We start from the raw sequence: 19,201 nt of genomic DNA, 5'->3' as shown, positions 1-19,201 counted from the left end.
TTTGTGTGAATTAACGTTGTACGTTTCGTATGATTACGGTCTGTCCACCTTCTTTGTTAGTGCTTCTTCCGCTTCCGTCAGCATTCAGGAAGGCATCTTTCTGCCAGGTGTGCGGGTGGATGTTTACAAGGAATGTTCCCGGAACACCAATGATGTCTGATATGTCAGTCATTGCACCAAATTCCCAGCTTCCAAAACGCATTTCGCCTGTCTGGTTATAAAGAGAGTTCCAGGCCGCATCGTTTCGCTTATGATTCATGTTTAACCATGGCTTGTTTTGTTTTGTAGCGATGTTGTACTGCCATATGTATGAATCGTGCTGGGCAGCAGTATAATAGCTGTCACCATCTTCCTGAATGTACACGAAATTTTCCGTAACACAAAGGTTGTCCGGATTGATTAATCCTGTTCCCGGAGTACTGTCGCCTTCAGCAATTACTTCAAGAGTTCCTGCCAACGGATTGTTAGCATCCATTTTTAATCTGTAAACTCTTCCCCACATTGTGTAGCCATCTACCGGAGCATTTGAAGTAGCCTGACCTGTGGCCGTGAAATAAACTTCACGATTGTTGCTGGCACTTCCTTTTCTGTAATCTACATCTTCCACTCTGGAGAAACGGATTGCACCCAAATTGTTTACTGTAGTATTGATTACAGCACCGGTAAGGTTTTTAGCATTTGGAATTTCAACAAAAGAAACATTGTAGCTATTGTTCATAGTCATAGCAGTTTCAACCTGGTTTCCGTCAGTTCTTTTTAGGGCATATAGTTTTCCGTTAGACAAGTCACCTACTGTATTACTCATGTACATAATCATTTGTCCTGCGCTGGCATGAGACGTTGTATAGGATTGGTCTTCTCCAATTAAGATAACGGTTTTACCCGGATAAGCGTCTTTTGGAAGCGGTACGGCATTTTCCATACTGGCTTTTCCTAATGCAGGAAGAATTCTGTCGGTTCTGCTTCTGTCATTTGCTAACCCCATAGGGTCAATTCCGTGAACCATACTTTCTTCGCCACTTTCTCCTGCTGTAAGGAAGATAGGACCAAAGCCATGAATTTCAGGAGTTGCAAGAGTAGCCGAGCACAAACGGGTCATTCCGCCCACGCCGTCAACAATATATTCACCTTTGACAGGCTTAAAAGTCTTGTCTAAATATACCCTTGAAACTGATTGCAGGATTTCGTGGTTTGAAATCAGGATATAACCTTCACCTGAAGGATTCTTCATTAATCCGGCACCATCAGGCTGGGCTCCGTATACGAAAGCGGGAGACTGTGACAGTTGGTCGGCACTTGTAATTAAGGTGCTAATTTCCATGCTCTCAAATCCGGGCATTGCAAACACAAAAGCCGGGATAGAGGAATGCGATGTAAAGTCAATTTCCCGGTTTACTGGAGTTCCGTTTGAACTGTCATCATTTTGGCAGCTTGCCAATAAGATGCTTGCCGTTGCCAAAATGGCAAAAGTCTTGGTTGTTAGTTGTCTCATGTTGTTGGTTTTTTGTTTGTGGCAAAGCTATTTATGAGACGTTAACAGTAAATTAAGGAATGATTTTTAAAAGTATATTTAAAAGTAAAGGAATTGTATTGTGAAAGTGTTCTTTGTAAATAAAAAGCGCTTCCGTAATCAGGAAGCGCTTTCTATTTATAGTGGTGGATTTAATTAGAAGATTTTTTCCTCATTTTCATGTTAAGGAATTCTACCGCCAGTGAAAAGGCAATCGCAAAATACAGATAGCCTTTTGGAACGGCTCCAACATGTTGTCCGGCCAATTGCGCCTCAGAAAGATGCATACTTTCCGTAATCAGCATAAAACCAATCAGAATAAGGAAAGCCAGACCTAAAATTTGGATGGAAGGGTTTGCATTTACGAAATTTCCAACCGGAACGGCAAAAAGCATCATGACACCTACAGAAATTACTACAGCAGTAATCATAATGTATAAGGCGCCTTCCAGGCCGTTTGTCATACCAACCGCTGTCAGGATGGAATCGACAGAGAAAATCAGGTCAATTAATAAAATTTGAAGGATTACACTGGAGAATGATTTTTTGGCAACATCGCCCAAACTCTTTTCTTCTTCCCCTTTATGGTCGACCTTTTCATGAATTTCTTTAGTACTCTTATAAATAAGGAAAAGACCACCCAGGAGTAAAATTAAAGCCTGTCCGGTAACATGGCCGCTAAACCATCCAAAATCAAAAGAAAACAACGGAGCTTTCATGGCAATCAGCAGCGTAATTCCAAAAAGTAGCCCTATTCTCATAAACATGGCAAGGAAAAGTCCTATTCGTGTAGCTCGTTTGCGGTCTTCGACAGGCAGCTTTCCGGTTACGATTGAAATAAAAATAATATTGTCAATACCTAAGATAATCTCTAAAAAAGTCAGAGTCAATAAGGCAATCCATGCATCCGGATTTAAAAATACTTCCATTTTTGTTTATTTGATTTTGGTTACTGTTCCTTTTTGTTTGTTTGTATTGCCCAGTTTTGAAAACTCAAATGTATATGAGTTTTCAGTTGTACTCAAAATTTTCATGTGGATTGCCTGTTTTTCCGCCATATTTTTCGGATTCATTTTCTCCAGAATATATTCACAATCATTAATCCATCGAACTTTTGAAGTGTCGGTCTTTCCTTCAAAAGTATCAATTTCCAAAGTATCATTTCTTACAAAGTGAGATGTTTTTTTTACACCATTAACTTCATATTCGAATTGAAATTCTCCGGTTTTAAAATCTTTGCAGTTTCGTTCTACATTATAGCAGGAAGTCAGTAATCCAACAGTGAGCAGGGCAAGGGAAAGTATTTTTTTCATAGGATGTTTATTTAAGTTTATTTAATTCGTCGTCGGTAAAATTTTTGATGGATTTTTCCTGGGCGAATTTTGCGGCGTTGTAGTCACCAGATTTGTTTTTAGGGATTGAAAGGCTGTCCCATTCGGTCTTTTTCAAAAGTTTGGCATAAAAGACAATCTGCCCGATATGGTACGGATAATGTGCCAGTTGCCTGTTAATGGCTTCAATAACGGTATGTCCTTCATTACGGATATAGATGATTTCTGTTAGCTGTTCCGGATGTAACGGATTTATAGCATTAAAAAGACAGTCCCAGCCTTCGTTCCATTTTGCCATTAATTCTTCTCTTGACTGGTAGGTGTCTACAAATTCACCGTCTCTCTTGCGCCATTCTTTTTCTCCGTCAGAAGTGAGAAAGTCAGTCCAGCGGGAAAGCATATTGCCATGCATATGTTTGACGATGACAGCAATGCTGTTTGTGTCTTCGTTTAGCGAAATAAAAAGCTGTTCGTCAGCTAGTTGGGCCATTGCTTTTTCGCCAAGAGTTTTATAGTATAAAAACTGTTTTTTAACACTGTCCAGAAAGTGAGAATTTGCATCCATGATTAAACGAGTTTTATGTTGTATTTTTCTAATAATCCGCCCGCATCCTTGAGCGAAAATTTGGCTTTTTTGAGGAAATTAAGTTCAGGGTCGATTGAAAAATTATAAGCTTTTGACAAATCGGCTTCTACTAATATTGTCCTGTTAAATAATGCCCTGTTGAGGTTGATGTCTTCAAAAACAGACTTTGTCAGGTCTGTTTCAGAAAAATTAACTTCCTGCATGGAAGAATTTATAAATTTGGTCTTTTGCATTTTTTTGCGTGCAAAAGACGAGAAGTCTAAAGTACAGTCGTTGAATTGTACCTCAAACAAAAAGTCGTCACTGTAGTCAAAACCAATTCCCATCATCTTGCAGGCATCAAATGCAACATTTTTCAACCCTGTGGCATTGAGTTTTATTATTGAAAGGTTACATCCTTTAAAAGAACAATCGATAAACTGACTTTGTGAAAAATCGCTGCCATACAGGTCACAATCTATAAAAGTACAATTTTCGAATTCCCGTTTCTGTATCAATTCTTCGGTATAGGTAACTTTTGTAAATGTCTTGCCTATGTGAACGGTTTCTTTCATCGCTTTTTGAATAGGCTGTTCATGATTTTTCGAATTCCAAGAAACAACATGAGCATGGCTCCCAAACAGGTGAGAATACCTATTCCCAGAACAATCAGATACAACGGATGGCTTTGGTTTTTAAAAGCACTGTGAATTATAACAGGACCTAAAAAAAGCAGAGGCATTGCTATGGATAGGTATAAAATTCCTTTTTGCAGTATTTTTTTGTCGGTATTCATGGTTTACCTTTTATAGTTTTCTATAGAATTCCTGACATTTTTATATTTTTCAAGCAGCGATGTTGCTTCCGTTTCCGAAACAGACAGTTCTTCCATAATCATTCTAACGGCTCTTCCTACAAGCTTATGGTTGCTGAGCTGCATGTCTACCATTTTATTTCCTTTGACTCTGCCCAACTGAATCATGGTAGAAGTTGAAATCATATTCAATACCAGTTTTTGGGCAGTTCCTGCTTTCATTCTGGAACTTCCGGTTACAAATTCCGGCCCGACTACCACATCTATAGGAAAATCAGAAGTTTTAGACAGCGGACTTTCAGCATTACAAGAAATGCTTCCTGTAGTAATGTTCTTTTCGATGCATTTCTGCAAGCCGCCAATTACATAAGGAGTAGTCCCTGAGGCTGCTATGCCAATAACGACATCTTTTTCGTTAATATCCCATTCCTGAAGGTCTTTCCATGCCTGTTCTCTGTCGTCTTCTGCAAACTCCACAGCTTTGCGGATAGCAGTATCACCTCCGGCAATAATACCAATTACCAGGTCAAAAGGAACACCAAATGTTGGCGGGCATTCCGAAGCATCGACTATGCCTAATCGCCCGGATGTTCCGGCACCGATATAGAACAAACGGCCGCCTTCTTTCATTTTTTCGACGATTTTTTCGACCAGTTTTTCAATCTGTGGTAATGCTTTTTCAACGGCAAGAGGAACCGTTTTGTCTTCGTTGTTGATGTTGCGAAGCAGGTCGGCAACAGGCATTTTTTCTAAATGCTCATATTTTGAAGACTGTTCGGTAGTTTTAGTGAAGGTCATCTTTAAAAGGAATATTATTTTTCAAAAATACGAAGTTTCTTAAGTTATTTATTCATTTACCAGAATAAGTATTTTTAAAGAAAAACTTACATTTTGTTATTTTTTTATTATATTAGCTTCGTATCGATACAGATTATTTATAAACCAATTAGATTTAAAATTTATGAAAAAAATTAAATTATTTTCAACTTTTTGTTTGTTTACGTCTTCCTTAAGTTTGTTTGCTTCAAATAACGGAAATGAAGAATTTAAACAAAATTTTAATGAAGTTACTATGTGCTGTGTTGGTCAAGCTAGCAAGGGGATAGCGGGAACAGCCGATTATATAAAAATTTCAGTTAAAAAATGTGCTACTTCAGCCAAAGGTAATAGAGACCAGGCATATGTTTACGCATGTACTAATGCGCAAAAGGCAGCAGAAAATGCTCTAAATGCTCTTAAGAATATGGATTTAACACTAAAACAATCTTAAGAGATGGGAAGAATAATTTTAACAGTGTTATTGGTCTGTGTTTTTTCTCAATTCGCTTCGTCAAAAAATCAAACAGATATAAAAAGAACAGATTCTCCTGTTGCTTGCTGTGAGAGAAGGGCTGAAGGAGGTGTAAGAGGGACAAATACTCATATTGTTATCGTGGTGAAAACTTGTGTCACATCAGATATTTCATATCAAGATGCACAGGCGAAGGCATGTAGTAAAGCAGGAAGGCTGGCTGATTTAGCTCTTCAAATGTCTATGGAAACAAAAGTACCTGTCACCATTGAAGCCGGAAAATAAAGCTATGAGACACATTTTTTTAATACTACTATTATTTACTATTTCAATTTGTTGGGGTCAAACCCTTACTGTTGATTATAAGTTTGAGTTAGCTGATGATAAAGATAAATATGGCTTTTCAGCATTCGGAATCATCAGGCTGATAACAGATGGCTCAAATAGTATTTCCTATGTGAAAGTTACAGATACCATTGTAGGTTTTAAAAATATTGGTGAAACTATACAAAAGGCTTCCGAATTTGATTTTTCAAATCCTGCTGAATATAAAGATTTTGTTTCTAATGAATATTATTCGAAAACAATTTTCCCTAAATATTTGCTTAAAGACAATACCTATATGACTGCATGGACTATAACTGGAAACTATAAAGAAATATTAGGATACAAATGCCAGCAGGCAGTTGGGCATTACAGGGGTAGAGATTATACACTTTATTTTACAACAGCAATCCCTATTCAAAACGGACCAAAAAAATTTGATGGCTTACCGGGTCTAATCCTGGAAGTTATTTCAAATGATGGGGCTATACATTACAAGGCTATTAAAATACAGAATAGTAATGAGGTTATAGAAAATCCTTTTGATAAATTAAACCTATCTTATATTAATTGGGATCAATTTATCAACGCTTATAAGGATTATTTTAAAAGAATAACCAATTATGTGCCTGATGAAGATACAGCTGTTTTTATTCCTAAAAGAGGCATTGAGGTATATATAAATGACAATAATGAATAATTTATGTTACTTCATAATTATTATTTTTTTTACCAGTTTTGACTTTAAAGCACAAACTATAAAAGGCACGGTTTTTCATGAAAATGAGGCCGTGCCTTATGCCAGTATCATAATTCGTAAATCGGAAAATAGTAGTTCTATACATCAATACACAAAAACAAACAAAGAAGGCTTTTATCAAATAGATTTAAAAGAATCCTTAGATTCAATTTGGGTAGAAGTGAACGCCCTTGCTTTTGAATCACAAATAAAACATTTGAGTAGCATTCAAAAAAATAAACAAATCATTATTTTAAACTTTAATCTTGAAAACAAACCCACAGAATTAGAGGAAGTAGTTATTACAAAAGAAATGCCAATCAGAATTAAAAATGATACGACTACTTATAATCCTGAAAGTTTTAAAGATGGAACAGAGAGGGTTGTAGAGGACTTACTTAAAAAACTACCCGGTATTAAAGTGGAAGAAAGCGGAGAGATAAAATTTAAAGGCAAAAGCATTAAAAAATTCTTACTTGATGGAGATGATTTGTTTAATAGTCAATACACAACCGGAAGTAAAAATCTCAGTGTTGACATGGTTGAAAAAGTTCAGGCTATTGAAAACTTTAATGAAAATGCAATGCTTAAAGGACTTGTAAATGCTGAGGATGTAGCTATTAATATCTTACTGAAAAAGGGAAAGACAGACCTCTCAGGTGATGCTTTTTTTAGTTATGGGATTCAAGACAGGTATAATGTTTCAATGACGGGTTTGTTTGTGAACAAAAAGACAAAAGGTTTTTTAACAACGGCCTACAATAATATTGGCAATAATTACAGTCCGTATGATTTTAGTTCTGAAATTACTTCATTGAGCCAAAAAAGCGAAAAAGAAGAACAAACTAAAACATTAATTGGTCAGGGAGGATTTTATTCCCAACTGGAAAATAAATACCATAGGATAAACAGTAATTTTAATTTGGAACTAAATTTATTGCATAAATTTTCATCGAAGATTACGGCAAAAACAAATTTAGGAATTTATGATGACAGACTAACCAGAACGAATAAATCACATACTGAATACAGTATTAATGAGGAACAATTTGTAATTAATGAGATTGAAGATATCATTAAAAAACCACGTCTGTATAATGCCAATATTCAATTGTCGAATAAAGTAAATGATTGTTTTATATGGGAATATATTGGAAAAGCGAATTATCAGGAAATTGATTTTGACAGCAATAGCCTAAATAATGAAGTAGCGCAGAAGAATGAGGTAAAAACAACTAATTTTTTTACCAAACAGGATTTTAATTTTACCAATAGGATAAATGAAAATAGTGCTGTAACAGGAGTAGTGCTTTATAGTAATAATCGGGCTCCACAAGATTTTTTGCTTACCCCTGGTTTAAATATTGAAGAAGGTAATACTAATGCCGTAATCAGCAATAATCAATACAGCCGTTTTGATAAAGAAACTTTTAAGACCAAAGGTGAATACTACCGCAATTTTAATAAAGCGAAATTGAAATTGATGGCAGGATATTTATCTGTCAATAATACGCTAAACTCAAGCCTGAAAGCAAATTATTCTGATGGTACGGTTTATACAGACAGGCTTTATCAAAATAGAATGCGCTATAAGTATCAACTTCCTAATGTAGCTTTAAGTTTGAGTTATATAAAAAAACAAAAATATGGTTTCGCAATTTTATTTAATAATCAGTATTATGATATCGCCCTGAATGACGAAATCAGAAACCTGAACAGGAAAGAGGAAAAATTTGTCTTTTTACCAATAATGAAGTTCCAGTATGTTTTGAATACCAAATCTAATCTGGTTGCTACCTATAGTTATAATGAAATAGTTCCTTCTGAAGAGCATCTTTTTGAAGGTTTTGTGCTTACGGGTTTTAGAAGTTTCAGAAATAATAGCCCCAATATTTCATTTTTAAACACACATACCTATAATCTTAATTATATTTATAATGATACTTTTAAGGTAACCCGTTTTTCTGTATCCGGCAATCATAATAAAAGGAGTAATAATTATTTTTCAAGAAATACGATTAATCTCGATAATACTTTTACAAATTCATTTTTATTGGAAGCAGGCAATAGAGATTACAGTTTGAATTTGGATTTTGAACGTTATATGCATTTTATGAGGACTACCCTGCAGATTAATGGCAGTTATGCCTTATCATTTGACAAAAACATTGTAAATGATTCCAATCTAAGAGATGTTGAATCCAGGCTATTGTTTATAAACTGTGTTTTACGAGCCGCTTTCAAATCAAAATTTTATATTGAAAACAATTTCAGTTATTCTACTATTGACTTTTTACTGGATAATGTGATTCAAAACCGATTTAGCAGTTTTAATGATACTTTTAAAATGACTTATAAAATAAGACCTGATTTGAAGGCCAATCTAGCTACTAATTTTGTCTTTCCGGATTTGTCAAAAAACAACAATTATCTGTTTTTAGATTCTGAACTGCGATATACGCCTCTAAATAAAAGATTTCAATACGCCTTAATTATGAGAAACCTGACCAATAATAAGAAATTTGAAACAGTTTCAATTTCCGACTATTCAAAAACCATAGCTTCACATAATTTATTGGAAAGATATATTCTGGGGAGCGCTTCTTTTCGGTTTTAGTTATATGTGTTTCAAAGCTACGAAGTATTAGATAGATTCGTTCCTGACTTTAATTTTTTTATTTCTTAAAACGGTCATCATTTCAAGCCAATGTTTGTCACGAAGGGTTCCTGCTAAAAAGCGACTGTTGTCAAAATCTTTTGTGATAATTCGTAACGCATTCGGTTGTCTTACTTGCTGGTCATATACTATTTCTCGAATGTCTTTAAGTAAGTAGACTTTTTTAATCCAAAAGAAGTAATGATTTTTTACAATAAAATACTTATTAGAAATCTGAAAATAATGAGCCATCCAGGAGTTTAATAAAAACCAGAACAAACAAAAGGCAGATACAACCAATATAGGAACAAACTCAAGGCTTTTAGGGTTTTTTGATGGAACAAAAATGACGAACAGGATAAGCCCCCACATCATAATTCCCCTAAAAGAAAAAATGGGATGGCCTTTAAAAGTTTTTAAGTTCTCAAATGATAAATTCTTTTTTTCTAAACGTATTTTTTCAAACTTAAATGCTTCGCTTTCGTTGATTACAACCTGATTGATAAAACTTTTGATTTCAGGAGAGTTAGCGTAATAAACATCATAAATACAAACCACATCCTGATTTTTGAATAAAATCTTTGTTGCTTCGTAATCAGAATGGATATATCCCATTCCTTTTCCGGTAATTTCGATTTCTAAACGATCATTCCAATAGTATTGTTTTTTTCCAACTTGGATTCCCTTATCATTTACAATAATCTTTGGCGATTTTTTTAAAAAAATATAATTGAAGACTGCCGCCATTCCAATAAAAATAAATCCAAGAGCATGTGCATTTACTTCATTACTTATAAAAAAGAAGATACTAAAGCATAAGAAGGCTAGGTTTATTATTAGAAGTGCAAAATAAAACTTATAAGGATGTCTTCTGGATGTGATTTCCATAAAAACTTATATAAAATAAGCCGCAACAATTCCAATAGCAATCATAGACAACTTGGCAAGGTTGAATTTATGCCCTTCACTGCTTTCAAAAATAATGGTAGATGAAATATGGAATAAAATCCCGATTACAACCGCTGTGATTTCTGTATAATAAGCTGTCAGGAAAGGTAAGTATTCTGAAAGTACTGTTCCTAGTGGTGTCATGATTGCAAAAGCAACCATAAACAGCAAAATCGCAGTTTTATTGAGATGTGCATTTACGAAAAAGGAAGTCAGGATAATAGCAATCGGAAGGTGGTGGATGGCTATTCCTAACGCCAGGTCGTGATGATGGCTCACCGGAAAACCTTCTAACAAGGCATGGATGCAAAGGCTTATAAATAACAACCAGGGCATTTTATGCATTTCTTCATGTCCGTGAACGTGGCCGTGTTCAGCTCCTTTTGAGAAAAATTCCAATATAATCTGGAACAAAATCCCCAGCATTATAAAAATTCCTATCGCATTCGAATGTTCATGCCCGTGGTCATGGTCGTGATGTGCGTGGAGACTGGCTTCATAAACTTCAGGAAGCAGGTGCATAACGGTTATGGAAAGTAGAAACGAACCACTAAAAGCCATTAGCAGCTTTAGATTGGTTTTCTTTTTCGGTTTTAGAAACAGCGCAATAGCATAACCGATTAAAACTGAAAATAGGGGCAGAATATAGGGTACAATGTGGTCCATACTTTAAAATATAGAAAATTATCAGGCAGTTTATCGCCCAGATTATTTGAAAACCATTATGAGTCTTTCGCTTTCGTTCTTATAGAACTTTTTTAATTTATAATCTCCAAAAGTATCTAACAGGAATATGCCTGCTTCTTCCATCATTTCCTCAAAATCCTGTAATGTTAATGCCTGTACTTTTTCAACAAAATGAAACTTTTCGCCCTTGTCTTCAAAGTCTATTTCTTTGAAAATATGATTGTCCTTTACGTATCTTTTGATTTTAAACTCAATGCCCTCAACGATTTTGGTTTCTTCAGGAACCAGATTGCTAATGACATGATGAACATTCATGAAGTCGATTACGGCAAAACCATATTCAGACAAACTTTCCTTAATTGCTTTCAGGGTAGTAAGATTGTCTTCATCATTTTCAAAATAACCAAAACTGGTAAACAGGTTAAAGATAGCATCAAATTTTTCATCAAATGGCATTCTCATGTCATGAACCGTAAAATGCAGTTTGCTGTTTGAAAATTTAGAAGCTTCGGCAATACTGTTTTCAGATAGGTCGGCTCCGGTCACATCATATCCTAGTTGGTTGAGATATATAGAATGGCGGCCTTTTCCGCAGGCAAGGTCTAGTATTTTGGCGTCTTCAGGAAGATTTAAATAATTGGTGATATTGTCCATAAACACTTGGGCTTCCTCATAATCCCGGTCTTTGTAAAGTATGTGATAATAAGGAGTGTCGAACCAGGAGGCAAACCAAGTATTTTTTTCTTTTTGCATCGTATTGAATTAAGCTGCAAATTTAGTGTATTTTTGCATAAAATAACTATAAGTATTCCCAATTTAAGGGAGTAAAATCAGTATGGAGAATTTCAAGATGATAGCCAAAACTTTTTTCGGATTTGAAGAAATTTTGGCGAAAGAATTACAGGTTTTAGGGGCTCAAAAAGTAGAACAGGGCGTAAGAATGGTCAGTTTTGTAGGAGATAAAGGATTTATGTATAAAGCCAATCTTGCCTTGCGTACCGCCTTAAAAATCTTAAAACCTATTTACCAGTTCAGGGCAACCAATGAACAGTCATTATACAAAGGCATTTCAGCAATTGACTGGTCGCAACATCTAAATTCCAACCGTACTTTTGTGATTGATACTACCGTGCATTCAGATTATTTTAAACACTCGCAATTTGTTTCGCAAAAAAGCAAGGATGCCATCGTAGACCAGTTTAGGAGCAAGACCGGAGCAAGACCAAGTATTGACAAGGACTATCCGGATTTGAGAATCAATATCCATATCGACAGAGACCAGGTTTCTGTGGCGCTGGACACTTCAGGGAGTTCCCTACATCAAAGAGGTTACAGAATCGCAACCAATATAGCACCAATCAATGAAGTACTGGCGGCCGGAATGTTATTGCTTTCCGGTTGGGACGGTCAGGGACATTTTTTAGACCCGATGTGCGGTTCGGGAACCATACTGGCAGAAGCGGCCATGATTGCCTGCAATATTCCTGCTAATCTGAACAGACGGGAATTTGCTTTTGAAAAATGGAACGATTGGGATAACGACCTTTTTGACCAGATTGTAGATTCTTTATTGAAGAAGGTAAGAGAATTTCATTATACGATTCAGGGCTATGACAAGGCACCGTCGGCAGTTTTAAAAGCAAAAGACAATATCAGAAATGCCAACCTTGACGAATATGTTTCCATTGCAGAGAAAAATTTCTTCGACACAGAAAAAACGACACAAGGTCCCTTACATATGGTTTTCAATCCGCCGTATGGTGAACGCCTCGATATTGAAATGGAGCGTTTTTACAAAAATATAGGTGATACCCTGAAACAAAACTATCCTAATACTAATGCCTGGTTTATTACTGCAAATATTGAAGCGTTGAAATTTGTGGGCTTAAGGCCTTCCAGAAAAATTAAATTATACAACGGTAGCCTGGAAGCCAGACTGGTCAAGTATGAAATGTATGAAGGCAGTAAAAGAGCCAAATTTGCCCAACCGGACTGATGATGGAAAAATTTGTTTCTATACAGCCTAAAAACGAAATAACCAGGAAGTATATTGCCTATTATTATTTCCATAGCTGTACGGATGCTAAATTTGAAAAATCATTTGTCTTTTATCCGAATTATAAAAACGCGCTGACGGTTTATAAAAATGCTGAAATCGTATTGTCAGAAGAGGGAACGGCTGTTTCTGATTCGGCTACCAAACAGTTATGTGTTTTATATACTACAAATCTTGACAAGAGTATCCGGGTCAGATTTAAGGGTGCTTTTGATAAGATAGGAGTCGTTTTTACTCCATTAGGACTTAATCATTTTGTAGATAAGCCTCTTTTTCAGGTGCTTTCGGAAAGGATTGGCTATTTTGATTATTTCGGTTTTCCTTTTGAAAAATGCGTTACGGCTGTTTTTGAAGAAAATGATGAATCTGAAAAAGCAAAGCTTTTGGACGCTTACTTTGAAAACAGGCTGGTAGATTTTAATGTTCCTGTTCTTGAAAAAGCGGTGAGTGAAATCATAAAATCCGGTGGACTGGTCAAAGTTGCAGCACTTTCGGAAAAATTAAAGACAAACCGGAAAACACTGTTGCGGTTGTTTCAAAAGCATCTGTTGTGTTCTGTTGAAGAGTATAAAAAAATGGTGCGGTTCCGGCAGGCAATTAATTTTTCGCAAGAACAAAACGGAGCCAATACGCTTACTGAGGTTGCTCTTTTCAGTCAATATTATGACCAGGCCGATTTTATACGCCAATTCAAATCCATTACAAAAGAATCACCCAAAAAGGTTATCCCATCCATTTCAAAACTGGGCAACGAAGAAACCTATTGGAAATTGGAGTAATGTCCCAATCATACAATTAATTACGAGAAATCAGGCTTTAATTTGTCTGACTTAAACAAATTTTATGGTATCCAGAGTCGTATTTATCATGTGTTTATTCTATCTGCAATTTTCATTCTCACAGGAAAAGCAGGAGTATCTTTCAGTAAATAAATTCGACCTGAATAAACTGCCTGAGTTTCCACAGTCGGAAATGAAGATTATAGGTTTTGGGGCCTATCACGGGAGTGCCAAAACAGAAGAAGCCGAACTTTTACTGTTGCAGGCTGTTTTAAAAAACAACGACGTTCGGTTTTATTTTCCGGAAACAGATTACAGCATTGCTTATTATTTTAATGAGTATCTGCAAAACGGGGATGAAAAACTACTGAAAGATTTGGTTCAGACGTATGGTACGAGAGTGCCGCAGGAACGTTCTGTAGAAGTCTTTATGAAATGGAAAAAGCTTAAAGCCATAAACGATAATTTGCCTCCCAATAAAAAAATAAAAGTTCTTGGAGCTGACCCTATTGTGACCTATAAATACACATGCAGGCATTTACTGTTATTGGCTGAAGCGGAACCAAACCAATGGAAAAAGCTATCGGAATTAAAAGGAATGGTTGAAAAAGATACAGCAAACTATTCGCCTTATAAAGAAAGTTATTCTAAAAAAATGTTGAGGGAATTTGTAGCCGATTATCAAGCCGATACCCAAAACTACAGAAGATTTATCAAAAATCAAAAGCAGTTTGACTATCTCATAGCGACTATAAAAACAAGTTTTGGGGAGTATTCAAGAGAAGAAAGTATTTATAATAACTACATAGCTCTTTCAAAAATCTATAACTATGATGAAGGACTAAAGTTTTTCAGGTATGGATTTGCCCATTTGATGAAAATAAGAGAAGAGGAGGATTTTGCTTCCTTCTTTACCCAGTTAATTGAAAACGGAGTTTATAAAAAAGAAGAGATAGTTTCGGTTTTGGGCTACCTGACCAAATCGAGAGTGCTTTGGGACGATGTTTTTGATAAACAGGGCAATTATAAAAAATCAACCACAAAAGGCGGTTTTGGTATTGGAGACTATAGCAAGGAGTATTTTAAAGGAATAGACGGGCTTAAAAAGCAGCAGGTTTCTGACCTTAGCCTTTTTAGATTAAACCAACCCCATAGTCCCTACCGTCAAAAGGGTTGCACTGATTTGATAGAGGTAGTAACAAAGCCTAAGCCAAAGCATATTATAGACTACAGCAAAAAAAGTACGGCAGATTTTATTGATTATGCTGTTTTATTAAGTCATTCAAAAGCCAATACTTCTCTTTATAAACTTTCGGAAGAATAATTTTATGGTTAGCTTTGCAGGACTGGAATTAATCTAACGAATTTTTACAATGACTCTAAAAACGAAAGCTTTCCTTTACCAATTATTATCTTTTGCCGTTTTGTTTATCCTGTTCCGCTTTCTGGTAGCGGCTTATACCAATTTGCACGGATTCTGGATTCCATTGACGGCTTTTATGATTGCAACACTTCTTTCGCCTCAATTTCAGGCCGTGAAAACAAATGACGGAGAAAAGCTTTTTATGAAATGGATTTTCATGAAGGGAATCAGGCAAATCAAATAGCTTATTCCTTCTTTTTACCTTCAGTTTCCGCTTTAGGAAGATTTTTCTTTTTGTAGATAGGAATAAAATAACTTACGGTGTAATTGAAGCCTACACCAAAGTCGCCATCATATGTACGATTATATCCCGGAATGTAAAGGTTGTCAAAATCACTTGGTTTTTTGTTGGAAACCAGTCGATTCAAACGTAGTGTAAAACCCATGAAAAAATTGTCAAAGACTTCTGCTTTCACACCGGCTACAAATTCTACCCAATGCGCCGAAAGTCCGGAGTATTTTCTCGATACGGTAATCACACCCGATTCGTCAAAATAAGGATGCGGATTATAGATGGAATAGCTGTTTAGTTCCTGAGTAAAAGAACTTACGCCATAGCGCATTCCCAGCGTAATCATGTTTTCCATATCCAGCCAGTTTTTGTAGATATTGTAATCAAATCCGGCTTTGAAATAGGTTCCTTTTGTTGTAAAATTCAATTGAGGCTCGTCAGTAGTTTTGTTTTCGTTACCTACTTCTCCGGCAATATAGATTTTTTCTGTCAGGCGGTAATCACCGGTAATTTCAAAACCTTTATAATCGTTGTCGTAGATAGACCGTGCAATTTTATATAAATCGGTACCAAGACGCAATCCATAACGCTCTGTCCTGGGAGCGACTGTGTCTTTTTTTTTGTCTTGTGCAAAAGCGGATAATGAAATCAGCACTAAAGCCAGATTAAAAATAGATTTTAATGTGTATTTCATTTTCGGTTACGATGTTAGGTGTTTCAACAACAATATTGCTAATCCAACGGTTGCTGTCAACGGTGTTAGGTTCTTGTACAGGGCTTCCGGTCAGGTCAAAATTGGTCTTGTAGCCGCAGGCTCTGGAAACGTAGATTTCTTTTGTAGTATAATTGAAGACAATCTTATCCTCGTTGCGAATTGCGGGATTTGTGCTTGTCGAATTTTGGGTAAGCGTATATTCTGTTGTTTCTCCGGTAATTTTTAAAGGCAGCCCGATTTTATTTGCGCTGGTCAGATAACGATTAGGGTCGGTAGATGACAGTCCTTCATTAAAAACTACTCCTGTTGTCATTCCTGTTGCTACTGCTGTAAGATTGGTAACAGGTTTTAGAATGGAAGGATTGTCCTTTTCGCGAAACTCAATCATAAGTCTTGGAGTAGTAGGCGTGCCTCCGGAGCAGATATCGTCCTTTTCACAGCCAAAAAAGCAGATAGCTATAAAAAGCGCCGTTATTATATTTAGAATCTTATTCATCAATTTATCTTTTTTCCAAAAGTACAACATTTTCAACGTGATGCGTTTGCGGAAACATATCTACCGGACGCACTTTCGTTACTTTATAAAACTCATCCATTAAAGCCAGGTCGCGCGCCTGTGTTGCAGAATTACAGCTTACATAAACGATTCTTTTTGGCGCAATTTTTAAAATCTGTTCGATAACGTCTTTGTGCATACCGTCTCTTGGCGGGTCAGTAATAATCACGTCCGGTTTGCCGTGCTGTGCAATAAATGTTTCATTGAAGACTACTTTCATATCTCCAACAAAAAACTCACAATTGGTAATCTCGTTACGTTTTGCGTTTTCTTTGGCATCTGCAATAGCTTCCGGTACGGCTTCAACTCCAATTACTTTTCCTGCTTTTTTGGAGACAAATTGTGCAATAGTTCCTGTTCCTGTATACAAATCATACACCAGCTCATTGCCGGTCAGCCCTGCAAAATCACGTGTAATTTTATACAATTCATAGGCCTGGTCTGAATTGGTCTGGTAGAATGATTTGGCATTAATGCTAAATTTAAGGCCTTCCATTTCTTCCAGAATATAATCTCTTCCTTTGTAAAGGATTACGTTTTGGTCATAAATCGTGTCATTAGGCTTGCTGTTGATTACATATTGCAACGATTTGATATTCGGGAATTTTTCCAACAGGAAGTTTAGCAATGCTTCTCTTTGCTCTTTATTTTCTTCAAAAAACTGAATCAATACCATGATTTCACCAGTTGAAGCCGTACGAATCATTAGCGTACGCAAAAAGCCTTCATGGTTTCTTGGATTAAAAAATGCCAGGCCATGCTCGTTTGCATAATCGCGGATTGAATTTCGGATGGCATTGGATGGGTCTTCCTGAAGATGGCATTGGGTAATGTCTAAAATTTTATCCCACATTTTAGGAATATGGAAACCAAGGGCATTTCTGTTCCCCAGGTCCTCATCGCTTTCAATTTCCTTTTCGGTCAGCCAACGGGCGTTCGAAAAAGAAAACTCCATTTTATTTCTATAGAAAAACTGTTTTTCAGAACCAAGGATAGGTTCAAATTCAGGCAGTTCGATTTTACCAATGCGTTTCAGGTGGTTGAAAACTTCGTTGTTTTTGTAAAACAGCTGTTTTTCATAAGCCATATTTTGCCATTTGCAGCCTCCGCAGGCTCCAAAATGTTGGCAAACCGGCTCGACTCTATCTTCAGAAAATTCATGAAAAGCAACGGCTTTACCTTCATAATAGGCCTTTCTCTTTTTAAATGTCTGAATATCTACTACATCACCAGGCACGACGTTTGGAATAAAAATTACTTTTCCATCGGGCGCTTTTGCAACTGAAACTCCTTTGGCACCTGCATCCAGTACCTTAATATTTTCAAAAACGATCTTGTCTGTCTTCTTTCTTCCCATACGGCAAAAATAAGTGATTGTTCTGTTTTTTGAATTGAAATTAAGAAAATTTTTCCGTGCCCGTTTTCGGAATGCTGTAAGCTAATTTTTAAACAGTATGAAATTGTTTTGGAGGTCTTATTTTATAAATTTGGAAAGAAATTTTTAAAAAGAAAATCATGAAATCGTATGTAGCTCTTCTTAGGGGAATCAATGTTAGCGGTCAAAAATTGATTAAAATGGAAACTTTGAGAAAAGTAATGGAAGGTTTTGGTTTTCAAAATATTAAAACCTACATACAAAGTGGAAATATTCTCTTTGATACTACAGGAAACATAACTCCGGAAACGTTGGAAAAGCAGATTCACGACCTGATTGAAGCCCATTTTGGTTTTGATGTTTCGGTTGTGGTAACAGACAGGGAAATGCTGCAATGGATTTCGGTAAATAATCCTTACCTGAAAGAAAAAGAGATTGATTTGAAAAAACTCTATATCACTTTTCTGGGTTCTGAACCTTCAAAAGAAAACATTCAGGCCTTACTAAATGCAAATTTTGAACCTGATGAAATTATTCTAAAAGGAAGGATCATCTTTATGAAATATAATAATCCGGCCGGTAATTCAAAACTTAGCAACAAGCTGATTGAGAATAAGCTGAAAGTGACCGCAACAGCCAGAAACTGGAATACCACATTAAAACTATTGGCGTTGTTTGAAGAAAGGCCATTATCCTGATACTTTTGTTAAAGTTTATAAAATTTAATTTCTTCCCGTTTTTGATTTTCGTAATTTTAGGAGAAACAAATCTACAACACTTATGAAAAGAAATGCCACAGCAGTTTGGGAAGGTTCACTCAAAGAAGGGAACGGAAAAATTTCTACCCAGAGTACCGTTTTAAGTAATGTTCAATATTCTTTCAAAACCCGTTTTGAACATGGAAACGGGACAAATCCTGAAGAGTTAATTGCGGCAGCCCATGCCGGCTGTTTTACCATGCAACTCACAGCCTATTTGAATGAGGCAGGTTTTAGGGTAGCATCTATCGAAACCAAATGCGATGTTGATTTTCAGGATGGAAGCGTTGTAGGCTCACATTTGTCAGTTATAGGAAGAGTCGATGCGATTTCAACAGACCAGTTCCAGGAATTGGTAAAAAAGGCAGAAACAACCTGTCCGATTTCCAGATTGCTAAATACTAAAATTACTTCGAATGCTACGTTAGTACTTCCGTAATTT

General features: G+C 36.1%; 23 protein-coding genes. 10 read left to right on the top strand and 13 right to left on the bottom strand.

The genetic code is table 11. From position 1 onward, the window contains the following. Window positions 1–10: 10 nt before the first annotated feature. The 7 genes from BGO88_RS04040 to murQ form a co-directional block, all read right to left on the bottom strand. Window positions 11–1,492 (bottom strand): alkaline phosphatase PhoX, encoded by a 1,482-nt coding sequence (locus tag BGO88_RS04040; RefSeq protein ID WP_056070736.1) that lies wholly within the window; start codon window positions 1,490–1,492, stop codon window positions 11–13. A gap of 170 nt (window positions 1,493–1,662) precedes the next feature. Further along, window positions 1,663–2,439, bottom strand: coding sequence for a TerC family protein (locus tag BGO88_RS04035; protein WP_056070740.1), 777 nt, complete (start codon window positions 2,437–2,439; stop codon window positions 1,663–1,665). Between the two features lie 6 nt (window positions 2,440–2,445). Next, on the bottom strand, window positions 2,446–2,823 hold the full coding sequence (locus BGO88_RS04030; RefSeq protein ID WP_056070743.1) for a hypothetical protein: 378 nt from the start codon (window positions 2,821–2,823) through the stop codon (window positions 2,446–2,448). 7 nt (window positions 2,824–2,830) lie between these two features. Beyond that, entirely contained in the window at window positions 2,831–3,406 is a 576-nt protein-coding gene (locus BGO88_RS04025; protein WP_286706043.1) for a DUF1572 domain-containing protein, read from the bottom strand. A 2-nt stretch (window positions 3,407–3,408) separates the two neighbouring features. Next, complete coding sequence (locus BGO88_RS04020) at window positions 3,409–3,981, bottom strand: pentapeptide repeat-containing protein (protein WP_286706042.1); 573 nt, start codon at window positions 3,979–3,981, stop codon at window positions 3,409–3,411. Then, window positions 3,978–4,202, bottom strand: coding sequence for a DUF6095 family protein (locus BGO88_RS04015; protein ID WP_056070750.1), 225 nt, complete (start codon window positions 4,200–4,202; stop codon window positions 3,978–3,980). Before BGO88_RS04015 ends, BGO88_RS04020 begins: the two co-directional genes overlap by 4 nt. Window positions 4,203–4,205: 3 nt before the next feature. After that, entirely contained in the window at window positions 4,206–5,018 is an 813-nt protein-coding gene (gene murQ / locus BGO88_RS04010; protein WP_056070754.1) for an N-acetylmuramic acid 6-phosphate etherase, read from the bottom strand. A gap of 163 nt (window positions 5,019–5,181) precedes the next feature. Here murQ and BGO88_RS04005 point away from each other — a divergent pair, with 163 nt between their 5' ends. Genes BGO88_RS04005 through BGO88_RS03990 form a run of 4 tightly spaced genes read left to right on the top strand, consistent with a single transcriptional unit; the run spans window position 5,182 to window position 9,191 of the window. After that, window positions 5,182–5,490 carry a hypothetical protein gene (locus BGO88_RS04005; RefSeq protein WP_286706041.1) on the top strand — a complete coding sequence of 103 codons (309 nt, stop codon included), beginning with the start codon at window positions 5,182–5,184 and terminating at the stop codon, window positions 5,488–5,490. Window positions 5,491–5,493: 3 nt separating this feature from the next. Beyond that, on the top strand, window positions 5,494–5,796 hold the full coding sequence (locus BGO88_RS04000) for a hypothetical protein (RefSeq protein ID WP_286706040.1): 303 nt from the start codon (window positions 5,494–5,496) through the stop codon (window positions 5,794–5,796). A 4-nt stretch (window positions 5,797–5,800) separates the two neighbouring features. Beyond that, window positions 5,801–6,535 (top strand): GLPGLI family protein, encoded by a 735-nt coding sequence (locus BGO88_RS03995; RefSeq protein WP_286706039.1) that lies wholly within the window; start codon window positions 5,801–5,803, stop codon window positions 6,533–6,535. Continuing rightward, window positions 6,528–9,191, top strand: a complete 2,664-nt coding sequence (locus tag BGO88_RS03990; protein WP_286706038.1) for a peptidase associated/transthyretin-like domain-containing protein — start codon at window positions 6,528–6,530, stop codon at window positions 9,189–9,191. The genes BGO88_RS03995 and BGO88_RS03990 overlap by 8 nt, the downstream gene beginning before the upstream one ends. A gap of 27 nt (window positions 9,192–9,218) precedes the next feature. Here BGO88_RS03990 and BGO88_RS03985 read toward each other — a convergent pair whose 3' ends face one another. From BGO88_RS03985 to BGO88_RS03975, 3 genes are read right to left on the bottom strand one after another with little or no spacing between them, the layout of a single operon-like run. Continuing rightward, on the bottom strand, window positions 9,219–10,118 hold the full coding sequence (locus BGO88_RS03985; RefSeq protein ID WP_273238681.1) for a hypothetical protein: 900 nt from the start codon (window positions 10,116–10,118) through the stop codon (window positions 9,219–9,221). Between the two features lie 6 nt (window positions 10,119–10,124). Then, window positions 10,125–10,844, bottom strand: coding sequence for a ZIP family metal transporter (locus tag BGO88_RS03980; RefSeq protein ID WP_056070773.1), 720 nt, complete (start codon window positions 10,842–10,844; stop codon window positions 10,125–10,127). 42 nt (window positions 10,845–10,886) lie between these two features. Then, window positions 10,887–11,618: a class I SAM-dependent methyltransferase gene (locus BGO88_RS03975; protein ID WP_056070776.1), complete on the bottom strand. Its 732-nt coding sequence runs from the start codon at window positions 11,616–11,618 to the stop codon at window positions 10,887–10,889. Between the two features lie 82 nt (window positions 11,619–11,700). Here BGO88_RS03975 and BGO88_RS03970 point away from each other — a divergent pair, with 82 nt between their 5' ends. From BGO88_RS03970 to BGO88_RS03955, 4 genes are all read left to right on the top strand, one after another. Further along, a complete protein-coding gene (locus BGO88_RS03970; RefSeq protein WP_056070780.1) occupies window positions 11,701–12,861 on the top strand; it encodes a THUMP domain-containing class I SAM-dependent RNA methyltransferase in 1,161 nt (386 codons plus the stop codon). Next, entirely contained in the window at window positions 12,861–13,700 is an 840-nt protein-coding gene (locus BGO88_RS03965; protein WP_286706037.1) for a helix-turn-helix domain-containing protein, read from the top strand. Before BGO88_RS03970 ends, BGO88_RS03965 begins: the two co-directional genes overlap by 1 nt. 64 nt (window positions 13,701–13,764) lie before the next feature. Then, entirely contained in the window at window positions 13,765–15,024 is a 1,260-nt protein-coding gene (locus BGO88_RS03960; protein WP_286706036.1) for a TraB/GumN family protein, read from the top strand. Between the two features lie 49 nt (window positions 15,025–15,073). After that, a complete protein-coding gene (locus BGO88_RS03955; RefSeq protein ID WP_056070790.1) occupies window positions 15,074–15,307 on the top strand; it encodes a hypothetical protein in 234 nt (77 codons plus the stop codon). A gap of 1 nt (window position 15,308) precedes the next feature. On the opposite strand, the gene BGO88_RS03950 is transcribed toward BGO88_RS03955, so the two are convergent. The 3 genes from BGO88_RS03950 to rlmD are packed head-to-tail and all read right to left on the bottom strand — an operon-like array spanning window position 15,309 to window position 17,983. After that, window positions 15,309–16,049 (bottom strand): DUF6048 family protein, encoded by a 741-nt coding sequence (locus BGO88_RS03950; RefSeq protein WP_101471818.1) that lies wholly within the window; start codon window positions 16,047–16,049, stop codon window positions 15,309–15,311. Then, window positions 16,021–16,566, bottom strand: a complete 546-nt coding sequence (locus tag BGO88_RS03945; protein ID WP_056070797.1) for a DUF6452 family protein — start codon at window positions 16,564–16,566, stop codon at window positions 16,021–16,023. Before BGO88_RS03945 ends, BGO88_RS03950 begins: the two co-directional genes overlap by 29 nt. A gap of 4 nt (window positions 16,567–16,570) precedes the next feature. After that, window positions 16,571–17,983: a 23S rRNA (uracil(1939)-C(5))-methyltransferase RlmD gene (rlmD, locus tag BGO88_RS03940; protein ID WP_286706035.1), complete on the bottom strand. Its 1,413-nt coding sequence runs from the start codon at window positions 17,981–17,983 to the stop codon at window positions 16,571–16,573. 158 nt (window positions 17,984–18,141) lie between these two features. Between rlmD and BGO88_RS03935 the strand changes: the two genes are divergently transcribed. Continuing rightward, complete coding sequence (locus BGO88_RS03935; protein ID WP_286706034.1) at window positions 18,142–18,699, top strand: DUF1697 domain-containing protein; 558 nt, start codon at window positions 18,142–18,144, stop codon at window positions 18,697–18,699. A gap of 82 nt (window positions 18,700–18,781) precedes the next feature. After that, window positions 18,782–19,198, top strand: a complete 417-nt coding sequence (locus BGO88_RS03930) for an OsmC family protein (protein WP_056070805.1) — start codon at window positions 18,782–18,784, stop codon at window positions 19,196–19,198. Window positions 19,199–19,201 lie beyond the last annotated feature (3 nt).

Origin of the sequence: Flavobacterium sp. 38-13 (assembly GCF_001899155.1) — a bacterium.
GTDB lineage: Bacteria > Bacteroidota > Bacteroidia > Flavobacteriales > Flavobacteriaceae > Flavobacterium > Flavobacterium lindanitolerans.
This window is presented reverse-complemented; position numbering and strand designations above follow the sequence as displayed.

Bases quoted from the DNA above. Each gene is read 5' to 3' on its own strand.
- BGO88_RS04040 (WP_056070736.1), bottom strand. From the start codon at position 1,492: ATGAGACAACTAACAACCAAGACTTTTGCCATTTTGGCAACGGCAAGC.
- BGO88_RS03960 (WP_286706036.1), top strand. From the start codon at position 13,765: ATGGTATCCAGAGTCGTATTTATCATGTGTTTATTCTATCTGCAATTT.
- rlmD (WP_286706035.1), bottom strand. From the start codon at position 17,983: ATGGGAAGAAAGAAGACAGACAAGATCGTTTTTGAAAATATTAAGGTA.
- BGO88_RS03950 (WP_101471818.1), bottom strand. From the start codon at position 16,049: ATGAAATACACATTAAAATCTATTTTTAATCTGGCTTTAGTGCTGATT.
- BGO88_RS04005 (WP_286706041.1), top strand. From the start codon at position 5,182: ATGAAAAAAATTAAATTATTTTCAACTTTTTGTTTGTTTACGTCTTCC.
- BGO88_RS03970 (WP_056070780.1), top strand. From the start codon at position 11,701: ATGGAGAATTTCAAGATGATAGCCAAAACTTTTTTCGGATTTGAAGAA.
- BGO88_RS03965 (WP_286706037.1), top strand. From the start codon at position 12,861: ATGATGGAAAAATTTGTTTCTATACAGCCTAAAAACGAAATAACCAGG.
- BGO88_RS03935 (WP_286706034.1), top strand. From the start codon at position 18,142: ATGAAATCGTATGTAGCTCTTCTTAGGGGAATCAATGTTAGCGGTCAA.
- BGO88_RS03985 (WP_273238681.1), bottom strand. From the start codon at position 10,118: ATGGAAATCACATCCAGAAGACATCCTTATAAGTTTTATTTTGCACTT.
- BGO88_RS03975 (WP_056070776.1), bottom strand. From the start codon at position 11,618: ATGCAAAAAGAAAAAAATACTTGGTTTGCCTCCTGGTTCGACACTCCT.
- BGO88_RS03980 (WP_056070773.1), bottom strand. From the start codon at position 10,844: ATGGACCACATTGTACCCTATATTCTGCCCCTATTTTCAGTTTTAATC.
- BGO88_RS04030 (WP_056070743.1), bottom strand. From the start codon at position 2,823: ATGAAAAAAATACTTTCCCTTGCCCTGCTCACTGTTGGATTACTGACT.
- BGO88_RS04025 (WP_286706043.1), bottom strand. From the start codon at position 3,406: ATGGATGCAAATTCTCACTTTCTGGACAGTGTTAAAAAACAGTTTTTA.
- BGO88_RS03995 (WP_286706039.1), top strand. From the start codon at position 5,801: ATGAGACACATTTTTTTAATACTACTATTATTTACTATTTCAATTTGT.
- BGO88_RS04035 (WP_056070740.1), bottom strand. From the start codon at position 2,439: ATGGAAGTATTTTTAAATCCGGATGCATGGATTGCCTTATTGACTCTG.
- BGO88_RS03945 (WP_056070797.1), bottom strand. From the start codon at position 16,566: ATGAATAAGATTCTAAATATAATAACGGCGCTTTTTATAGCTATCTGC.
- BGO88_RS03955 (WP_056070790.1), top strand. From the start codon at position 15,074: ATGACTCTAAAAACGAAAGCTTTCCTTTACCAATTATTATCTTTTGCC.
- BGO88_RS04020 (WP_286706042.1), bottom strand. From the start codon at position 3,981: ATGAAAGAAACCGTTCACATAGGCAAGACATTTACAAAAGTTACCTAT.
- BGO88_RS03990 (WP_286706038.1), top strand. From the start codon at position 6,528: ATGAATAATTTATGTTACTTCATAATTATTATTTTTTTTACCAGTTTT.
- BGO88_RS04015 (WP_056070750.1), bottom strand. From the start codon at position 4,202: ATGAATACCGACAAAAAAATACTGCAAAAAGGAATTTTATACCTATCC.
- BGO88_RS03930 (WP_056070805.1), top strand. From the start codon at position 18,782: ATGAAAAGAAATGCCACAGCAGTTTGGGAAGGTTCACTCAAAGAAGGG.
- BGO88_RS04000 (WP_286706040.1), top strand. From the start codon at position 5,494: ATGGGAAGAATAATTTTAACAGTGTTATTGGTCTGTGTTTTTTCTCAA.
- murQ (WP_056070754.1), bottom strand. From the start codon at position 5,018: ATGACCTTCACTAAAACTACCGAACAGTCTTCAAAATATGAGCATTTA.